We start from the raw sequence: 16697 nt of genomic DNA, 5'->3' as shown, positions 1-16697 counted from the left end.
GTAGAAGAGCAGAACGGAAAGCTTTGCCCCACGACGAATGCCTTCTAGTTCTAAAGACGCGCCATCACCGCTTGTTTTGCCTCTTCGATTTGCGCTTCGTTTCGTTTATAAAAAGTCCACTGTTTGAGGCGCTTGGCTACTAGCAGGCCGGACTGAGTCAATAATTTCAAATGTACCGTTGCCGTAGGCGGGCTCACGCCCAACTTTTCCGCGATGTAGTAGGAACACACCCCGTCGTGGACCAGATCACCGTCTACTTGGGGCGGGAAATGTGCGACGGGGTCTTTGAGCCAATCGAGCACCTGCCGGCGTTTTTCATTGTCCAGAGCTTTGAAAAAGGCATTGACATCCATGGCAAAGAATAAGGAGCCGGCTGAAGGCACACAACAGATGCTGCCCACCCCGCTTTCGGCTGGTAAATAGCAGGGAAGTTAACGAGGAATTTTTGCCAGCGCCACCTCGGCTGCCACTAAGTCTTGCACTCCCAGTCCCACAAATTTAGCGATGGTAATTTCCTGGTCGGTACGCCGGCCGGGTAGCGCGCCAGACAGCACATGGCCCAATTCGCCGTGCACTTGTTCCGGCGAGAGTTCGCCGCGCGTCAGCCAGCGATGAACTTCACCTTGTTGCTGAGCAGCAGCTACGCTATCCACGATCAGCCGATCGGCTCGGCGTAAGCATTCGGCGTCCAGTTCGCTTTTATTTACATCATCGGCCCCAATAGCCGTAATGTGCTGCCCGGGCCGCAACCATGCTCCCTGCACAATGGGCTCCCTGGCTAGCGTTGTAGTCAGCAGCACGTCACTGGCCCGCACCACGGCTTCGGCACTGGCGCCTAGCCGGATTTCCACGTGCCCAAGCTGGATGTGGAGCCGCTGTTGCAGGGCGGCCGCTTTCTGCTCGTCGCGAGCCCACACCCACAAGGTTTGAAACGGACGCTCGTGGTAGAGAGCCAGCACCTGCCAATAGGCCTGGACGCCCGCCCCGAGCACCCCCGCCACGGTCACGGTCCTGGGCGCCAGCACCCGGGCCGCCAACGCCCCGGCGGCGGCCGTGCGAATGTCGGACAAGTAGTGCTCCTCGTTGAGGATGGCCAGCGTATGCCCCGTAGCGGCATCGAAGACGGCGACGAAACCGCCTTGCGCGTGCCCCTGCTCCACATTGAGGGCAAACCACGGCGACACCTTCACGATGTAGACCGCGTGCCCGCGCATGGACCCGGTTTTGACCAACACATCGCCGAGTTCTGGCCGTGCGGCCGGGAAAAGCGAGAGCACGCCACTCTCAGCGAGGCCCGCACTGAACTCTTGAAAAGCGTGTGATACTGGCTCAATCAAGTCTTCGAAAGATACGCTCTGCCGCAAAGTGGCAGCGTTGATGATGGGCGGGTTTTGCAGTGCATGCATGAGCGAAAATCACGTTAAACGAACGGGTGCCGTCTGTTGTATTGCATTAGGCGTTTGCTCAAGCAACTGGTAGCACTTCCAGTACCCCGCGTCCGACGCTGGCGACGTCGCCGCTTACGTGCACGTTGGTCACATCGTGGGCGTGGCCCTCGCCGCAAACGGTGATGCGGCTAGGCCGGCCCACAAAGCGGCCTTGCTGCAATTCGAATTCTTGGCCGGCCGCCACCCGCCCGTGCTTCACCAAGTAGGCACCAACGGTGCCGGCCGCGCTGCCCGTGGCCACGTCTTCGGTCAAGCCGTCGTTGTTCCAATGCCGGCCCTCCAAATCGACAATGTGGAGCAGGTAGGCAAACTGCGCGTCAACCGTTGCTAGCAACGCCCCGAAGTCGCGGTGAGCGATGTGCGCGCGCTCCAGCCCAGACTCGACCGGAAACACCAAGTACCGCAGGCCAGTCGACACCACTTCCGGAACGTAACGAGCACTCATATCGGCTGGGTTTAAGCCCAAAGCAGCCGCGAACTCGGCCCACCGAGCGCGCGGCAGTTCACCCAAGAAGGTAGGTCGCCCCTGGTGTAGCAGGGCCCGGTAGCCGTTCGCCGTTCGTTGCGTCGTGACGGTAACTGTTGTGTGCTTGAGCACGAACGACCACCGTTGGGGTTCGGGCGCGCCTAGGCAGTCGTGCAGCACACTGGCCGCTCCCAAAATCGGGTGGCCCGCGAAGTCCAGCTCCTCTACCAAGTCGAAGATGCGGGCGCGTACGGTCCAGGCATCGTTGGTCGGTTCGAGGAAGATGCTTTCGAAGTGCCGCAGTTCCTGCGTGATGGTCAGCATTTGAGCCGACGTCAGCTCTCGGCTATCTGGAAATACAGTCAGGCTGTTGCCGGTGAAGGGCCGTGCCGCGAAGACGTCGACATGATGATAAGGTATGTGGGGCATGGGGTTTATTTGGTGGAAGTGCTTGCTTCAGAAATTCGGGGCAAAGCCAGTCGTAAGCCATAGAAAACCAGCCAGTCTACTGGGGGTGCAACCAACCATTGGTGCCAGCTCCACTGCTATCGGTGGTAAAACTTGAGATAGGTATGTGAGCGGGAGCTGTGCATGACGACATCGGCAGCAACAAAGCGACAGTCAGTGTGTGCCATGATGGTAAAGCAATAAGCCTGTGGGGCATATGCTGCTAACAATCAGTCGTTGACCATCAGGGCTAAACGATTAGGCTGGACGGTAGGACCAGCAGAAATCCGTACAAACGCTTTGTTATGCTACAGCCTAGGTATCATCGAGTGCTTCCATTCAGCTGATTCAGACAATGAGACAAATGTAATTACTTAATTAGCTAATTAACTAATTTATGAAGCCGGTTTGAGAATTGCCGTGAGGTGGCCGTGCTATGAATAGCGTAGCGCTGAAAGCATGTGTACGTCGTATGTCTGTTGCCGCGCTCTTTAGGCAGCGCCTAGTATTAGGCATAAGTGCGGGCAAATCATCCCTTTGCCTTCAGGAATAGACGATTGTCGCACCCCGTTTGCACCCAGACGGCTCGGTCATAATAGTACCCACTGCGCGGCGGGTAGCGTCTGACTCATGCGGCGACGCTCCCGCTTTGGCATTTCTCAGTTTCTGAACAATCTGCTCTTTTTTTAGGTGGTCAGAGTGTCGTATTCAAGACAGTAGCCCGACGTCTTTACCTGATAGGCTCCGCAGTTCAGGCAAATAGCAGCGGGCTTCGAGGAAGACGCCAAGAAGCGAGGCTAGGTGTTGGTTTGCAGCCGCTAACGATTATTCTCCAGTAGATCGGGTGGCAGATGGGCGAAGCGCAAGGTGTCACCGGCGCTGTTCGTTACCTGTTGCGGAATGGCGCGGCTGACCCGCCGATAGGTTTCGTCCGGCGTCATATTGCCCCCGAAGTAGCAGTCTTCCTGGAAGCCGGGCACACTGCGTACGGTGGCGGCATCGGAGGCGAAGGCGATTTTCAGCTTACAGCCATGCTCTTCGTCGGGCGCCTTGCTGAAATAGTACGCAGTAGCGCCGCGCAGGCGGGCCCGGCCGAAAGCACTAGCTAAATGGTATCCCGGAGCGCCGTCGTTGGCATCGACCTGAAACAGAATGGTGGAGTCTGACTCGGGATACACTGTTAGGACGCCGCCGGCCTCGTCGGCGGCGGGTTTACCCCAGCGGTACTCGCCGGCGTAGCGGATAGTTTGTGGGACGGCATAAGGGGCAGCCTCCGTAGTGGCCGGCGTAGTAGTGGGTAGCGCGGCAGTAGTGTTGTCGGGATGACTGGTACAGGCGGCCAGGCCAGTAACGGCGAGCAGCAACCAGGGAGTGGACGGAGCCATATACGGTTTACAGGAGAATGGTTTAGGTTACGGCGGCCGGAAGTGGTAATTGACTACAACAAGCAGCAATTCATTGGTACACCTTCATGCACGCCCCAAGTACTCATGAGTGCCCAAGAAATCAAAGCACTCCTCACCCAATCTGCTGCAAAACTTAAGGCGGGGGGACTTCCGGCCTACCCACGCGCCCACTGAAAGTTGACTGACTAGAGCGCGTGTACCCGCACCGTGCCGGCGCCCCTCCTCCCGACGAGCCGCCCCATGTGGCCGTTACTGCGACTGTACACGTTTGGTCTTCTCAAGGAGCAATGAGAAGGCTTATTAAAAGCTAACGATGAGTTTTCTTGTTCAGGTGTTTCTCAAGGACCATGAACAATACAAAGGTCAAACACCTCAATCCTGTGCGGTTGGCACAGGAGAAGGAATGCATGCTATAAATCCAGCATATACCATTTATTTTAGTTGATTTCATTGGAGCAATAGTTCGCACGAAACATTACTTATTCGCTACAAAAAAAGGGCTTATGACTGCACACAGGTATTTGAATAGGACGACGTCTACCAAGTCCCGCAACTTATTTGTCTTTAGCAGCCTACTGTTTTTGTAAACATTATGCTAATTATTTTAGTATAATTACTACTCCATACCTCCACCAGGATCCATGAATTACTCCGAACTGCTTGAAGTCGATAGCCCACTGGGCATGCCTTGGATAGTTTCTTATGTTTCCATGATGCAGCAAGTCGTGCACAGCAAGGGCGCAGCACTGCCGTGTAGCTGCAATAAAAGCCGCGCCTCATGTTTGGCTTAGTCGACGGCAACAACTTTTACGTGAGCTGCGAGCGGGTTTTTCAGCCGCGCTTAGAAGGCCGGCCAGTGGTAGTGCTCAGCAACAACGACGGCAACGTGGTTAGTCGCTCCGCCGAGGCCAAGCAGCTCGGCATTGCCATGGGTGCCCCGTTTTTCAAGGTACGCGAGTTGCTGCGCCACCACCAGGGCCACGCCCTCAGCTCCAACTATGCGCTCTACGGCGATATGAGCCGCCGCGTCATGGCCCGCCTGGCCGATCAGGTGCCAGCCGTAGAAGTGTATTCCATTGATGAGGCCTTCCTCGACCTGCACGGCCTTACCACCTGGTGCGGCACGCTCGATGCGCGCGCCCAGGCCATTCGCCGCGACGTGCTGGCCTGCACCGGGATTCCGACCTGCGTGGGCATGGGGCCCACCAAGACCCTAGCCAAAGTGGCAAACCGCCTCACTAAGAAATACCCGGAGTTGCACGGCATTCTCCGACTGGATACGGAAAGCCGCCGCGAGCGAGCATTACGGGCCGTGCCGGCCGCCGACGTGTGGGGCATTGGGCGCCGATACGCGCCCCTGCTCTCAGCCCACGGCATTGAAACAGCCTGGGAACTGGCGGGGGCTTCGGAGGCCTGGGCCCGTCAGCACCTGGGCGGAGTTGTGGGCTGGCGGCTCATTCAGGAGCTACGGGGCAAGTCCTGCCACGGCCTGCAACCCGTCGAAGAGGATACCCTGGCCCGACACAGCATCCGTTGCTCCCGCAGTTTCGGCCAGCGCCTCATTGCCTTCCATGACTTATGGGGGGCGCTGAGCACCTATCTGAGCCGCGCCGCCGAAAAGCTGCGCGCCCAGGGCGAGCAGGCGCATCTGCTCACTGTCTACATCAGCCAGGACCGCTACGACACCCGCCTGCCGCCGCCCCACACCCGCTCCGCTACCTGTACGCTCCCAGCTGGCCCCACCAGTGATACGCTACAGCTGTTGGCGCACGGCCGGCGGCTGCTGGAAAGACTCTATGAGCCCGGCCGCGTGTACGTGAAAGCCGGAGTGGTACTCGATGGTCTAGAGCCACCCGGCCAGGGCCAGCAACTGAGCTTGTTCGCGTCGGCCGCCGAAACCAACGCAGCCGCTACTAACAGCCGCGCCGCCCAGCTTATGCAGCGTCTCGACGCTCTGAATCGGCAGTTTGGCCGTGGCACCGTCCAGCCGGCGGCGGCCATCGTAGCAGGCGGCCTGCCCGCTCCTTGGCAGGGCAACGCTCGCTACCGCAGCCAGGCCTACACTACCCGTCTTGATGAAATACTTTCGGTGAAGTAAACGCACTGCAACAGCCCGACAAAGCTCAACTGCACTCATACATCGAAGTTGAGTGACAAGCCGCGTAGTCGCTAGCGGAGCCGGCAACCTCAGCATGCAAAAGCACGCTTCGCAATCAACAGCTCCGAAACTCGGCCAGCTGGTAGAGGTATCTATCGGGCGCATCCAGCCGCCGCAGCCACGTCCGCTGGGCTAGTGCCTGCGTACTTGGCCCGTAGGAAAAGAGCCGGAGCGGCTTGCGTTGCGCCAGCTGCCGCAGCGTATCGAGCACCTGCTGCAAAATGCGGCCCGTGAAGGGCGTGAACAAATAAAACACAGTACCGTCGGCGTAATCGAGGGTCCGAGCATCGGCGGTGATGAACTCTACCTGCGTGAGTCCTAGTGCGGCAGCGCAGGCTTGGGCATATTGGCAATATTCTGGCTCAATTTCAACGCCCTTGGTGGTGGCGCCGCTCAGCAGCCGCACCAGCAAAGGCACCTGGCCGAGACCGGAACCAAGGTCATAAAACGTATCCTGGGGCGTGAGTTGGGCAGCTAGCTCCAGGATGATGCGAGCAGGTGTCTTTTGGTAATACACCATTTCTGGCTCTCTTTCCTCGGGTTGCAGCGGCTGTTGAGGCTCAGCAAACAGCCCATTAGTGAGCACGTCAAGGTTGTCGTAGCTGGTTGCCGCAGCCGAGCTACTAGTTTCGGCTGGAGGTGCGTAGGCGAGCAGCAACGCGCGGAGGCTGTCACTCGTGTGTTGCCCAGTCTGGATGGCCTCCCGAAGTTGCCTGAACAGCTCCTGGTCTACGGCTTCGAGCTGCCTTTGCAGCACTACCGCTTGATGTCGTAACTGAGTTAATTCTGCCGATTGCCCCGCGGCCAGCAAGCTATCCAGTCGATCAAGAATTTGGCTCTCAAGTTCATCCAAAGTCTCGGCGCGGCTGGCGAAATTGGTTGCCGTGAAAAGGGCCGGTTGTGTAGTCAAATCTCCGAGAAGAACGGAGAGTTCTGCTTGGCTCATGGGCTTACAAATTGAGCGGTAGTACGCTCGTTGAGTGATGTCATGGGTACCGCGCAGTTGGCCATCACACACGTGCGACACCGCGGCGACTGAGGGGCCAATATTCAAGGCGAGCTACTCCCCTACTCCCACTTGCGCGCAGTCGGTCGGGCTAAGCAGTAGGAAGTACAGCGCCGCATTAATGGCTAGTTACAGCCATCATTATCTGCGTGAAAAAGCTGATTTTAGACGGATAAAAAGGTGGTAACATCACCGGAATACGTCAGGGTGAGTTGGTGCATGGCCCGCGTGCAGGCGACGTAAAGCATGCTCTTATCAACGTCCGTTTTGTAAGTACGGGCGGAAGCAAATGGCACGATGACCTCATCGAATTCCAGTCCCTTTGCCAAATGGGCCGTGGTAATGACGACTCCTTCCTTGAAAGAAGTGGAATCCGCCGTGAGCAGATGAACGTCTGGTGCTTGCAGTGCTTGATATGCCTGCGTGGCTTGCCGGAGGGTTTTGCAAATAATGCCCAGCGAGTTGCTTGCTGAACGATTGAAGGTTGTGAGTAGCTGTTTAATAGCCTCCAACTCCTCTTCGGGGGTGTTGTAGCGCACTACTGCGGGCTCCTGGCCATGCCTTTCCATCGGGATGATGCTGGGATTAGGCATGATACGCTGCGCAAAGGCCGTGATTTCCAAAGTAGAGCGGTAGCTGCGGTAAAGCCTGACCACATCGGCCTGCGGAAACACCCGTTCGATGGTCTCGGCGGAGGAAGCGCTGTACGGATTAACCGTCTGGTTTACGTCGCCTAGGATGGTTTTCCGGCACTGAAACAACCGGGACAAGACGGCATATTGAACCGGGGTGTAGTCCTGCATTTCATCTACCAGCAAGTGCTTTACCTGATCGTAGGCGCTGATGCCTTCCAGACGTATGCGCAGGTAAATGAGGGCAAAGACATCCGCGTATTCTAAGTGCAGGCGGTGGTCGAGCTTGAGCAGTTCCGGTGCGCCAATCCAGCGATAAAAATCTCGGTAGAGGTCCAACACATTGTTGAACTTGAACATGCGCGGAATAGCTTCTCCGATTGTAGATTTCTCCGGCCCGGTTAGCTTGCGACCCGTAGCATCCCGCACGTAGGTTCGAACATCCGTTGCTACCAGCGCAAATCTTTTCAAGATTGGTACGCGGTGGTAGGCCTTGAATTTCTCCTGAATCAAAGCTCTGGGAATGATGGTTTTGCCGACTCGTAGCTCGGTAATAGCGAAGTAATTATTCTCGACGTGAATAAGGTACTGATTCAGTTTGCTGAGGAATTCAAAGGACGACTTGAAGCGGATACGTTCGATAAAAGCCGGGTCGTGCTTATCCAGCAACGCCGACACCTGATCGAAGAAGGTCTGAAACTGGTACCGGTTTTCGAGCAAATCGGCCGCCAGCTCTTCCATGCCCATCTCGGGGATGTGCTCTTCTCCTAGCTCGGGCAAGACGTTCGAGATATAATCGGCGAAGACCTTGTTCGGAGAGATGATGAGAATGTCTTTAGCCGCGATAGTTTCGCGGTAGCGGTAGAGCAGGAAAGCAATCCGGTGTAAAGCGATAGAGGTTTTGCCCGAGCCAGCCACCCCCTGAATGACCATCACCGGGGCAGTCTCGTTGCGGATTACGGCGTTCTGGTCGCGCTGAATGGTGGCGACAATGTTCTTCATCTTGTCGTCCGAAGACTTAGCCAGCTCCCGCTGCAACACGTCGTCGTGGATGTTCACGTCGTTTTCGAGCATGAATTCCATGCGGCCGTCACGGATTTTGTATTGCCGTTTCAGGTCGATGGTGCCCTGGATTGTGCCGGACGGGGTGGTGTAGGAGGCTTGCCCTAGCTCGAAGTCGTAGAACATGGACGAGATGGGAGCCCGCCAATCGTAAATCAGGTTCTGGCGCTGCCGCTCATCCAGGAAGGAATGTACGCCGATGTAGATCGGCGTTTTCACCTTGTTGTGAGTGACAAAATCAAGGCGGCCAAAGTAGGGAGATTGACCAAGCTTGATGAGTTTCCGCTTACGGGCAACGGCGGCCTCGCCCGTGAAAGCCATGCGGTTGATGGACTGACCGGCGGCTACCATATCAGCATCGTCCAAGCCAGACTGATGCTCATAGATGTATTCCTTTTTCTGCCGCAGCTCATCGGAAAACTGTCTTACGGCGTCATCAATACGCCTAACCGCCAACGCCAGTCGTTCCTTGATTTCTTCCAGGTATTCTCTCTCTTCTTGTTCGGTTGCGTTCATTGCTGGCAGCGCTTGCATAATGGACATCAAAGGTGACACCAATTTCTGGGCTGTTGAAAAACCCTGGTTGGTTTACTTGAGCACTTGGCCTACCGAAACCAACCAGAAAATCACCCCTGACGAGTAGCTCAACTCCTTTACGCAATCCCCTTCCCTACTAAATGCGAAAAGACTAACCGTCTTTGTTACGGAAATACGGGATGCCAGCCAGTTTGCGCAGCTCATTAAATGTGATGGCCCGCATGGATGGACATGCACTATGCGTAATCGCCGAGCGATTTGAGTTCTAGCTCCTGCTGTGAAAAATAAAAAGTGGCGTGCTTGTCCCATTCGGCAGACCTTAGTCATTCCTAGGGTGAACTTTAAACCCTTGAATTCCTATGTCTCCTTTCCTGGCCCCGGTCGAGCAACCCAACGGCTTCGTGATGAAGCTGGTTTATTTTTCGTCAAGCGGCAGTTCGGCAAAGTGCTGATGCCTATTAAGGTGCATTCGGCCCGTCTGCCGTCGGCCTTCGGTACTTTTTACGGCAAGATGTCGGCGCTCGATAAAAAGTTACTGCTATCGGCCGAAACGGCGTTGCTCGTGCGCGAACGAGTGGCTCGCCTGAACATTTGCCTGTTTTGCACCGACGCCGTGCGGTCGGCCGTCATCGAGGCCAAGTTAAGCGAAGCTAAGTTTGAGGCTTTGAATGAGTACCACACCAGCCCGCTCTTCACAGCGGTTATGTTCCGACTTCTTCAACGTCGTCACTCCAATTATCCAGGGGATAACAGCAATTTATGGGCGCGGCGCGGGAAGGTGGTGCCGCGGGATAAGTTAACCACCCCGGAAAGCCAAGTGCAGTGTAACCTGCTACAGGTGTAGGCTGGAGCAGATGTTCTACCTCAACCGCGATGATAGGCCTCGCGCCATTGCTTTACCTACCTGCCTCACGCCATCGTTGGCGAGCCAACTGCTGTAGTGGTCTTTAACGTGAGCCTAGTTGCTGTATCTGTTTCAAGCAACAACTTGGGTCTTGCAACAGCTATATGATGACAATTATGTCTATTACAATCATTTTCATAACTGTCATAACTGTCATAATTATAACAACTACTGTGTTTATAAACACACAGACTTATGCCACAAAGTCTTCATTTACATGATTTTGCAATTAATTATAATCATGAACATCATCATAATTATGATAATTATATACATTATCCACACTCATACTATGATAATAATTATGAAAATGATTACCATTGCAAACATTCTAATCATGATGATCATGCTCGTCATTACGTTTGCTAACCACAAAGGAGGAGTAGGGAAGACCACTTCCAACCTCAACGTCGGCCAGACATTGGCCCGCATGGGAAAAAGGGTTTTACTCATTGACTGCGACGCACAGTGCAACCTAACCATGTCGTTCCCTCGGACCAGTGAGACGCACTTGGGTCAGGTATTGCAGAATGAAAGGACTCTCAGCGAAGTCATGCACGAGGTAGAGCCGAATTTATGGCTAGTTAACGCGACACCGCATTTGCACTACTTGGAAAAAGTCATTGCGGCGCAACTGGGCTATGAGATGCTGCTGCGGGAGGCTTTAGAGCCGCTCACTACCCGGTTTGATTTCTGCCTGCTCGATACGCCCCCAAGCCTCTCAGCTCTGACTTACGCGGCACTCGTAGCTAGTCAGGCCGTCTTCATCCCGAGTCAGCCGGAATACTACGGTTTCGAAGGGCTGACTACCCTACTCGACGCCTGCGCCCGAGTACGCAAGCATTTCAATCCGGGCCTGAAAGTAGGAGGGGTGTTTTTCACCAAATATTCGCCCACCTACCGCCGCAAGCTGCACCACGACATTGTGCGGCTCATGAAGGAAGATCCTACACTAGGTCAGCTAGTAATGCAGACCACCATTCGCGAGAACGTAGCGTTGGCCGAAGCCCAAATTCAGAAGGAAAGTATTCATTCCTGGGCGCCCGAGAGCAATGGCGCCACCGACTACGAAAACCTGACCGCTGAAATTCTGACCCGGCTATGAAAAAGCAAAAGCCTGACTTCGGCCGCAGTTTGCAGCCACCAGCCGTGCCCATCCAGCAAACCGACGCGCTGCTCTACGGACTTCCGCTACCAGGACCAGCGCCAGCCCCACTAGCTGCTGTAGCAACTCCGCCGCCGGCCCCCAATCCAGTTCAACCGATACCCAACGCGGAGGAGGCAGAAGACGATGAATTGGTGGAAGTATCGTTCACCACACTGATTCGCAAAAGCACTTTCTTGCGCTTAAAACAAGCTGAATTTTGGAAGCCGGGCTTCATGATCAAGAAGGCAACCGATAAGGCTCTGAGTGATTACTTAGATGAACTGCCGGAGGCGAATCGTTCGCTGCCAGAGGAGGAGAAGCACCGCCTCAATCTGAAGAAACTCCGTCGCTCTTGAAGCCAGGTAGGCGTAAGATTGCCCTCTAAAACTTTCCTGGCCGCAACGCTATATTCTGCTTGGTGTGGGCACTCCACTTCCAATGCAGACTTGTGCTTCCGGTGGGTGATTGGAACCAGCAGGGTTTGCTACATCAGTGGTAAATAGCGGGGGTCGCCCTTCACTCCACAAGGCGTACCTTGTTTGCCCGATCCAGCCTGTATGCGTTTTCAACGATTTGCCCCGCCCATCCCGCTTCGGCCTTACGTGCAGTACTTCTGGGCGCTGACCGGGGACGCGGCAACCAGCGGACAACGACTGTTCCGTACAATTGCCGATGGCTGTCCGGGGCTGATTTTTCAGCAATCTGACCTAGGGCGCATCTACGACCAAGATGCCAAGCCCTGGCCGACCTCATTGCTTTACGGACAATCCACCAAGCCGGGGGCCGTGTATGCCCACGGCCCCTTGCAGCTAGTAGGGGCTTGCCTACAACCTAGTGCTTTGCTGCCCGTGTTCGGAATTCGTGCCGATGAGCTGACCGATTCTTGCGTGGAGTTGGATGCATTGGCTACCAACCGCCCGCTTACGGAACCATTGCTGACGAAAGCACCCGTGACTGCGCAAGTAGAAGAATTGGCCGCCCTATTGCTTGCTCACCTACAAGCAAACCACGAGTGGGCGGACCCCGGCCTGCACTATGCTCTGACGCAGCTTCTCAACTCGGGCGGTCAGGTGCCTCTGCCTCAACTCCAACGAGAGCTGGGTGTGTCAGAGCGCAGCTTTCAGCGCCGGTTCAAGCACTACGTGGGGGGTATCGCCGAAACTGTTTGCCCGCATTTGCCGCTTCCAAGCATCGTTGCGCCAACTACGGGCGGCCGAGTATACCAACCTCTCTGACTTAGCTTTCGAGCACGAATACGCCGACCAGTCGCACCACATCCGGGCGTTTCAGGAGTTTGCGGGCATGTCGCCCCGCCAGTTCCGGCGGGGGTTGCGCGAAGTCGTTGATAATTTTGCGGAGTTGCTGTAAGCCTGCGTGGCGGGTTTGTTCTATTTTTCTGATTGCGAGTGGGCGTGCTTTGTGTTAAAAAACAAGCACTATGAACCTTCTCGTCTTCGGGGCCACCGGCGGCACGGGCCATCAGCTGGTCCAGCAAGCCCTCGACCAAGGCCACTTCGTAACGGCCTTCGCCCGCACGCCCACCAACCTTGGCCTGGAGCACGCCCAGCTGCGCATCGTTCAAGGCGACGTGCTGGACTATAAGGCCGTGCAGCAAGCAATGCCCGGTCACGATGCCGTGCTCTCAGCCTTGGGCGCGCCAAGTACTCAAAAAGACGCCTTGCGCTCCGACGGTACCGCCCACATTCTACGCGCGATGGAAACAGCCGGGGTGCGGCGCTTTATTTGCCTAACCACCCTGGGCATGGGCGACAGTGCACCGCTGCTACCAGCGCTCTACAAATACCTGCTCGTACCGCTGCTACTGCGTCACGCCTTTGCCGACTCGGAGCGCCAGGAGCAACGTATTCGCCAAAGCGCAGTCGACTGGACCATTGCTCGCCCGGCTACGCTTACCAACGGGCCGCGCACCGGCCGCTACCGACACGGCTTTCCAGCCACGGAAAAGGGCCTGAAAATTAAGATTTCGCGGGCCGACGTAGCCGACTTCATGCTCCAGCAGCTGCATACAACAGCGTATCTGCACCAGGCCGTGGGCTTGTCCTACTAATGTTCAGCACTATGTTGACCTTCCCCCTTAAGTCTTCGCTGCTCGCGCTGGCTACAACCACCACGGGCTTGATTGCCGGCACGTTCTACGGTTTTTCCGTGGCAGTGAATCCCGCTTTTCAACGCTTGCCCGATAGTGCGTACGTGGCAGCTATGCAGGCCATTAACGAAGCCATTGTGAACCCAGTGTTTGCCTTCAGCTTTTTCGGAGCGCCGCTCTTACTGCCTGTTGCCACAGCGCTCTACCGCCAAACTTCTCCGCTGCGGTTTCGGCTCTTGGCCACCGCTTCTGTTGTTTATTTGGTAGGTAGCTTCGGCATAACCGTAGGAGCAAATATTCCTCTGAATGAAACCTTGGCCACTTTCCCACTAGCAACGGCCACTACATCCCAGACCGTCGCCGCTCGGGCCCGCTTTGAACAGCCCTGGACCAGGTGGCATGCGGTGCGGACGGTAGCCAGCACGGTCGCGTTAGCACTGGCCATCGCCGCTTGTATGGTACGCGCCCGGGAGCCAGCTTCAGGCAAGCGGGTAGGGGCCTGAGTGAATGGTTTAAAAATTATTGCTATCCCAAACGGCGTAGGGACGATGCCTTACCACATGAGCCGCATCCGTGCTTAAAGCGCCCTGGACTTGATATCACACGTCTTTGACTAACCATTCCACCCCACTAGCGTCCGTTTCCTGCCGAAACCCTTGGGAGAGATACACTATCTCCAGGTTCTCTTCAAATGTGGCGCCCTTAGCCGTTTTTTTGCGCAACATAATCTCGAATGCCTCCCGGGCCTCCTGCACCCGGTAACGGATAACCGGTGATACCACACTGCTAGCAGACGACTTACGGGTGGTTGTTTTCTGCCGTTGCAGCAGCAACTTACGGTATTCTTCTGCCAAATGCCCCTTCGTGATACTAGTAAAAACAGCCCCGGCCAAGCTTTTAATTTTGCCCTGGCTGCTCTTACTGCGCTGTTGCTGTACCACGTACTGCACGTAGCCAGCCTCTACTTCGCCCTTGTCAATTAGGTCGCCGATGGCGGCAATGCTGCTGGCGGATACTCCCACTTCCAAGAGTGCCTTTTGCCATTCGGCGGTGGCGGGCAGCGAGGGAAGCAGCACCTCACTGGTGACGGGCGCAAAGCTGAAGCGAATTTCTTCCACGCTGTTGCTTTTGCCACGAATCAAATCATACTCAAATGCCAGGTTGGTCTGCGACAATTCGTGCTGCGCTCGGTCGAGTACTCGCAGCTTGAAGAGCGGGAACTGCTTGTACTGTCCTTCCAAATCGAGCACCCGCTTTAGCTCGTCTACGCGAATCGTGCGCGTGCCGAAGCTACCGTACTGTTTCAGCAACCAGTAGATGCGGTAGGAGTGAGCACTCTTGAGCTTCAGCAGCTGCATGAGCTGGGCCTGCGTGAAATTACCATCGTTGAGTTGCAGCAGATGCTCGCGTACCCGGTCGTTGAAGCGTACAATCAGGGCTCGCTCTTCGCTGCTGTAATCGGCGTACGCCATGAGGGGCGTGTTGGAGAAACTCGGTGCCTCCTCAATTCCTTGGGCTGCTCGCTTCGACTTTTTCTTGCTAGGTCGCTCGATGTAGATAACCCGGGAAGCCAGCAGAGCGCACATGTCCTTCAGTTGCTGGTAGTCGTTGCTGCTAGGTCGCCGGCCCGACAGAGCCACTACTTCCGTAACTGGAATGCGCAACTCGTGAAACTCAGTGTCCTCCCGGTTGACGCGAGCGAGCATGGCCATGAAGAGTCGCATCTCCAACGTCGTCAGCGCGAAGCGGGCATTAACCAGATCATTTCGTTGCACCACCAGTTTACTGACTGGCTCAGGCTTGTCGTTGGCGAACAGTTCTACTTGCATCAGCAGGAAGGAAAAACACGCTTAGTACGGCAATAGTATTACAAAAAATATTTCTGTAATAGGGTTTCGTGCTTCTTGTAATAGGGTTTCGAGCTGATGTCGTGCTTCTTGTAATAGCCCTTTCGTGCTTTCTGTAATAACCCTTCGTGCTTCTTGTAATAGCTCCTTCGTGCTTCTTGTAATAGAGTTTGTCTATATAAACCTAACAATCAGTAGGTTATAGCCCCTGTAATAAAGGTAATACTTATAAATAAAGGAAAACTACCGTTTAATGTGGTGGCTTTTTTTAAGTATTTGAGAAATAAAATGTTGCGCGTTCCCTGTCCTTTTGGTCAAGAGAGAGTCGTCTAAGGGCGCCGCGGCCGCGCAATTCGTGCTTTCTGTAATAGGTAATTTGTGCTTTGATGTATATAATAAGCTGACTTTAAATTAGTTAATAGTGTTGTTAGTTAAAGTGAAGGGTTGCTTCTAAAGAAGTGCCTATTACAAAAAGCACGAATTGCATGGCTATAGCCCTAATTGCCCGCCGCCCTATTACAAAAAGCACGAAGAATAAGCTGAACAGTAAGCGAATCTACTCCACAAGCCATTTACGTCTTCGTGCTTTTTGTAATAGGCACCTCTCAAACTGTGGCAGCACGGACGGTAAATAAGGAAGTTCCTTCAACAAAGCCACAACTCACGGTTGTATCAGATACTGGCGAAACTTCGCATGAGACCACCAACTGAAATAGAGCAAGAAGACAGAGTTATTAGCACTGTGCTCTGACAATGACAAATAGGTAAAAATCGGAATCGGCGCAGGCTTTAATGATATGCAACTTTGCCGTTATAATGCTTATAATTATCATAATTATAAGCATTATAACGGATAAAACTTGTTACAACGCACCAGTAGTAAGCAGGGCATTAAGCTCTCCTAACCGCATGAATGTCCCTTGTTTGGTGGGCATCAGTATGGGGCCAGCGTACAGCACGTAAGCCCGTTCGGCTGGCTGGCCGCTTAAACTGTTCCAATATTTGAGTTGCTTGAAGTACTCCTGGTTCAGGGTCATACCGGCTTTGATTTCCAGGGACAACAAGCCGGTAGTATGCTCGATGAGCAGGTCGACTTCACGGCCCGTTTTATCTTGCCAGAAATAGATAGGCGCGGGTTGGCCCTGGTTGTAGTAGTGTTTGAGCACTTCCGTTATCACTAGATTCTCGAACAATCCTCCCCGTAAGTAATGACTCTCCAACTGATCGGCTTGCTGAATACCAAGCAAGGAGCAAGCCAAGCCCGTGTCATAGAAATACAGCTTTGGCGACTTGATTAGTCGCTTACTGAAATTCTGGTAGTGAGGCGGCAACAAATACAACACGTAGCTAGCCTCCAGCACCGAAACCCAAGCCTTAGCGGTATTGACGGCTATTCCGCAATCGGAAGCCAGGGAAGTGAGGTTTAGGGTGCTGCCTATGCGCCCAGCGCAAAGCTTAAGGAAACGCACGAAGGCACTTCAACGCTTGGTGTGAGTTCGGTTAGAGGATGTTGCGGGAGAAAAAACGAAA

General features: G+C 54.8%; 16 protein-coding genes. 8 read left to right on the top strand and 8 right to left on the bottom strand.

Features of this window, described 5'->3' with window-relative positions:
- Nucleotides 1–50: 50 nt before the first annotated feature.
- From ACYSMN_RS10260 to ACYSMN_RS10245, 4 genes are all read right to left on the bottom strand, one after another.
- Nucleotides 51–353 (bottom strand): ArsR/SmtB family transcription factor, encoded by a 303-nt coding sequence (locus ACYSMN_RS10260; RefSeq protein ID WP_488923782.1) that lies wholly within the window; start codon nucleotides 351–353, stop codon nucleotides 51–53.
- A 78-nt stretch (nucleotides 354–431) separates the two neighbouring features.
- On the bottom strand, nucleotides 432–1406 hold the full coding sequence (locus ACYSMN_RS10255; RefSeq protein ID WP_488923781.1) for an ornithine cyclodeaminase family protein: 975 nt from the start codon (nucleotides 1404–1406) through the stop codon (nucleotides 432–434).
- Between the two features lie 58 nt (nucleotides 1407–1464).
- The gene (locus tag ACYSMN_RS10250) at nucleotides 1465–2343 is read right to left on the bottom strand and encodes a PhzF family phenazine biosynthesis protein (protein ID WP_488923780.1); all 879 of its coding nucleotides are present in this window, start codon (nucleotides 2341–2343) and stop codon (nucleotides 1465–1467) included.
- 836 nt (nucleotides 2344–3179) lie between these two features.
- The gene (locus ACYSMN_RS10245; RefSeq protein ID WP_488923779.1) at nucleotides 3180–3746 is read right to left on the bottom strand and encodes a hypothetical protein; all 567 of its coding nucleotides are present in this window, start codon (nucleotides 3744–3746) and stop codon (nucleotides 3180–3182) included.
- Nucleotides 3747–4545: 799 nt separating this feature from the next.
- Between ACYSMN_RS10245 and ACYSMN_RS10240 the strand changes: the two genes are divergently transcribed.
- A complete protein-coding gene (locus ACYSMN_RS10240) occupies nucleotides 4546–5865 on the top strand; it encodes a Y-family DNA polymerase (protein ID WP_488923778.1) in 1320 nt (439 codons plus the stop codon).
- Between the two features lie 115 nt (nucleotides 5866–5980).
- Here the strand turns inward: ACYSMN_RS10240 and ACYSMN_RS10235 are convergent, their stop codons facing one another.
- On the bottom strand, nucleotides 5981–6835 hold the full coding sequence (locus ACYSMN_RS10235; protein ID WP_488923777.1) for a methyltransferase domain-containing protein: 855 nt from the start codon (nucleotides 6833–6835) through the stop codon (nucleotides 5981–5983).
- A 260-nt stretch (nucleotides 6836–7095) separates the two neighbouring features.
- A complete protein-coding gene (locus ACYSMN_RS10230; protein WP_488923776.1) occupies nucleotides 7096–9141 on the bottom strand; it encodes a HelD family protein in 2046 nt (681 codons plus the stop codon).
- Between the two features lie 298 nt (nucleotides 9142–9439).
- Between ACYSMN_RS10230 and ACYSMN_RS10225 the strand changes: the two genes are divergently transcribed.
- The 7 genes from ACYSMN_RS10225 to ACYSMN_RS10195 all read left to right on the top strand — a co-directional run bounded on the left by ACYSMN_RS10225 (nucleotide 9440) and on the right by ACYSMN_RS10195 (nucleotide 13823).
- Complete coding sequence (locus tag ACYSMN_RS10225) at nucleotides 9440–10006, top strand: carboxymuconolactone decarboxylase family protein (RefSeq protein ID WP_488923775.1); 567 nt, start codon at nucleotides 9440–9442, stop codon at nucleotides 10004–10006.
- 370 nt (nucleotides 10007–10376) lie between these two features.
- Nucleotides 10377–11171, top strand: coding sequence for a ParA family protein (locus ACYSMN_RS10220; protein ID WP_488923774.1), 795 nt, complete (start codon nucleotides 10377–10379; stop codon nucleotides 11169–11171).
- On the top strand, nucleotides 11168–11569 hold the full coding sequence (locus ACYSMN_RS10215) for a hypothetical protein (protein WP_488923773.1): 402 nt from the start codon (nucleotides 11168–11170) through the stop codon (nucleotides 11567–11569). Before ACYSMN_RS10220 ends, ACYSMN_RS10215 begins: the two co-directional genes overlap by 4 nt.
- 201 nt (nucleotides 11570–11770) lie before the next feature.
- Nucleotides 11771–12448: a DUF6597 domain-containing transcriptional factor gene (locus tag ACYSMN_RS10210; protein WP_488923772.1), complete on the top strand. Its 678-nt coding sequence runs from the start codon at nucleotides 11771–11773 to the stop codon at nucleotides 12446–12448.
- The gene (locus tag ACYSMN_RS10205; protein ID WP_488923771.1) at nucleotides 12408–12581 is read left to right on the top strand and encodes a helix-turn-helix transcriptional regulator; all 174 of its coding nucleotides are present in this window, start codon (nucleotides 12408–12410) and stop codon (nucleotides 12579–12581) included. Before ACYSMN_RS10210 ends, ACYSMN_RS10205 begins: the two co-directional genes overlap by 41 nt.
- Nucleotides 12582–12651: 70 nt before the next feature.
- Nucleotides 12652–13281 (top strand): NAD(P)-dependent oxidoreductase, encoded by a 630-nt coding sequence (locus tag ACYSMN_RS10200; RefSeq protein WP_488923770.1) that lies wholly within the window; start codon nucleotides 12652–12654, stop codon nucleotides 13279–13281.
- Nucleotides 13282–13292: 11 nt separating this feature from the next.
- The gene (locus ACYSMN_RS10195; protein WP_488923769.1) at nucleotides 13293–13823 is read left to right on the top strand and encodes an anthrone oxygenase family protein; all 531 of its coding nucleotides are present in this window, start codon (nucleotides 13293–13295) and stop codon (nucleotides 13821–13823) included.
- Between the two features lie 96 nt (nucleotides 13824–13919).
- Here the strand turns inward: ACYSMN_RS10195 and ACYSMN_RS10190 are convergent, their stop codons facing one another.
- Both ACYSMN_RS10190 and ACYSMN_RS10185 read right to left on the bottom strand, forming a co-directional pair.
- Complete coding sequence (locus ACYSMN_RS10190; protein WP_488923768.1) at nucleotides 13920–15149, bottom strand: replication initiation protein; 1230 nt, start codon at nucleotides 15147–15149, stop codon at nucleotides 13920–13922.
- Nucleotides 15150–16030: 881 nt separating this feature from the next.
- Nucleotides 16031–16636 (bottom strand): DUF4143 domain-containing protein, encoded by a 606-nt coding sequence (locus tag ACYSMN_RS10185; RefSeq protein ID WP_488923767.1) that lies wholly within the window; start codon nucleotides 16634–16636, stop codon nucleotides 16031–16033.
- Between the last annotated feature and the right edge of the window lie 61 nt (nucleotides 16637–16697).

This window comes from Hymenobacter sp. M1-2 (assembly GCF_057808495.1).
The sequence above is the reverse complement of the archived record's forward strand: the minus strand, read 5'-3'. Positions and strand labels throughout refer to the sequence as shown.

Excerpts from the sequence above, each read along its gene's own strand:
- ACYSMN_RS10260 (WP_488923782.1), bottom strand. The coding sequence starts at position 353 with ATGGATGTCAATGCCTTTTTCAAAGCTCTGGACAATGAAAAACGCCGG.
- ACYSMN_RS10255 (WP_488923781.1), bottom strand. The coding sequence starts at position 1,406 with ATGCATGCACTGCAAAACCCGCCCATCATCAACGCTGCCACTTTGCGG.
- ACYSMN_RS10250 (WP_488923780.1), bottom strand. The coding sequence starts at position 2,343 with ATGCCCCACATACCTTATCATCATGTCGACGTCTTCGCGGCACGGCCC.
- ACYSMN_RS10245 (WP_488923779.1), bottom strand. The coding sequence starts at position 3,746 with ATGGCTCCGTCCACTCCCTGGTTGCTGCTCGCCGTTACTGGCCTGGCC.
- ACYSMN_RS10240 (WP_488923778.1), top strand. The coding sequence starts at position 4,546 with ATGTTTGGCTTAGTCGACGGCAACAACTTTTACGTGAGCTGCGAGCGG.
- ACYSMN_RS10230 (WP_488923776.1), bottom strand. The coding sequence starts at position 9,141 with ATGAACGCAACCGAACAAGAAGAGAGAGAATACCTGGAAGAAATCAAG.
- ACYSMN_RS10220 (WP_488923774.1), top strand. The coding sequence starts at position 10,377 with ATGATTACCATTGCAAACATTCTAATCATGATGATCATGCTCGTCATT.
- ACYSMN_RS10215 (WP_488923773.1), top strand. The coding sequence starts at position 11,168 with ATGAAAAAGCAAAAGCCTGACTTCGGCCGCAGTTTGCAGCCACCAGCC.
- ACYSMN_RS10210 (WP_488923772.1), top strand. The coding sequence starts at position 11,771 with ATGCGTTTTCAACGATTTGCCCCGCCCATCCCGCTTCGGCCTTACGTG.
- ACYSMN_RS10200 (WP_488923770.1), top strand. The coding sequence starts at position 12,652 with ATGAACCTTCTCGTCTTCGGGGCCACCGGCGGCACGGGCCATCAGCTG.
- ACYSMN_RS10195 (WP_488923769.1), top strand. The coding sequence starts at position 13,293 with ATGTTGACCTTCCCCCTTAAGTCTTCGCTGCTCGCGCTGGCTACAACC.
- ACYSMN_RS10190 (WP_488923768.1), bottom strand. The coding sequence starts at position 15,149 with ATGCAAGTAGAACTGTTCGCCAACGACAAGCCTGAGCCAGTCAGTAAA.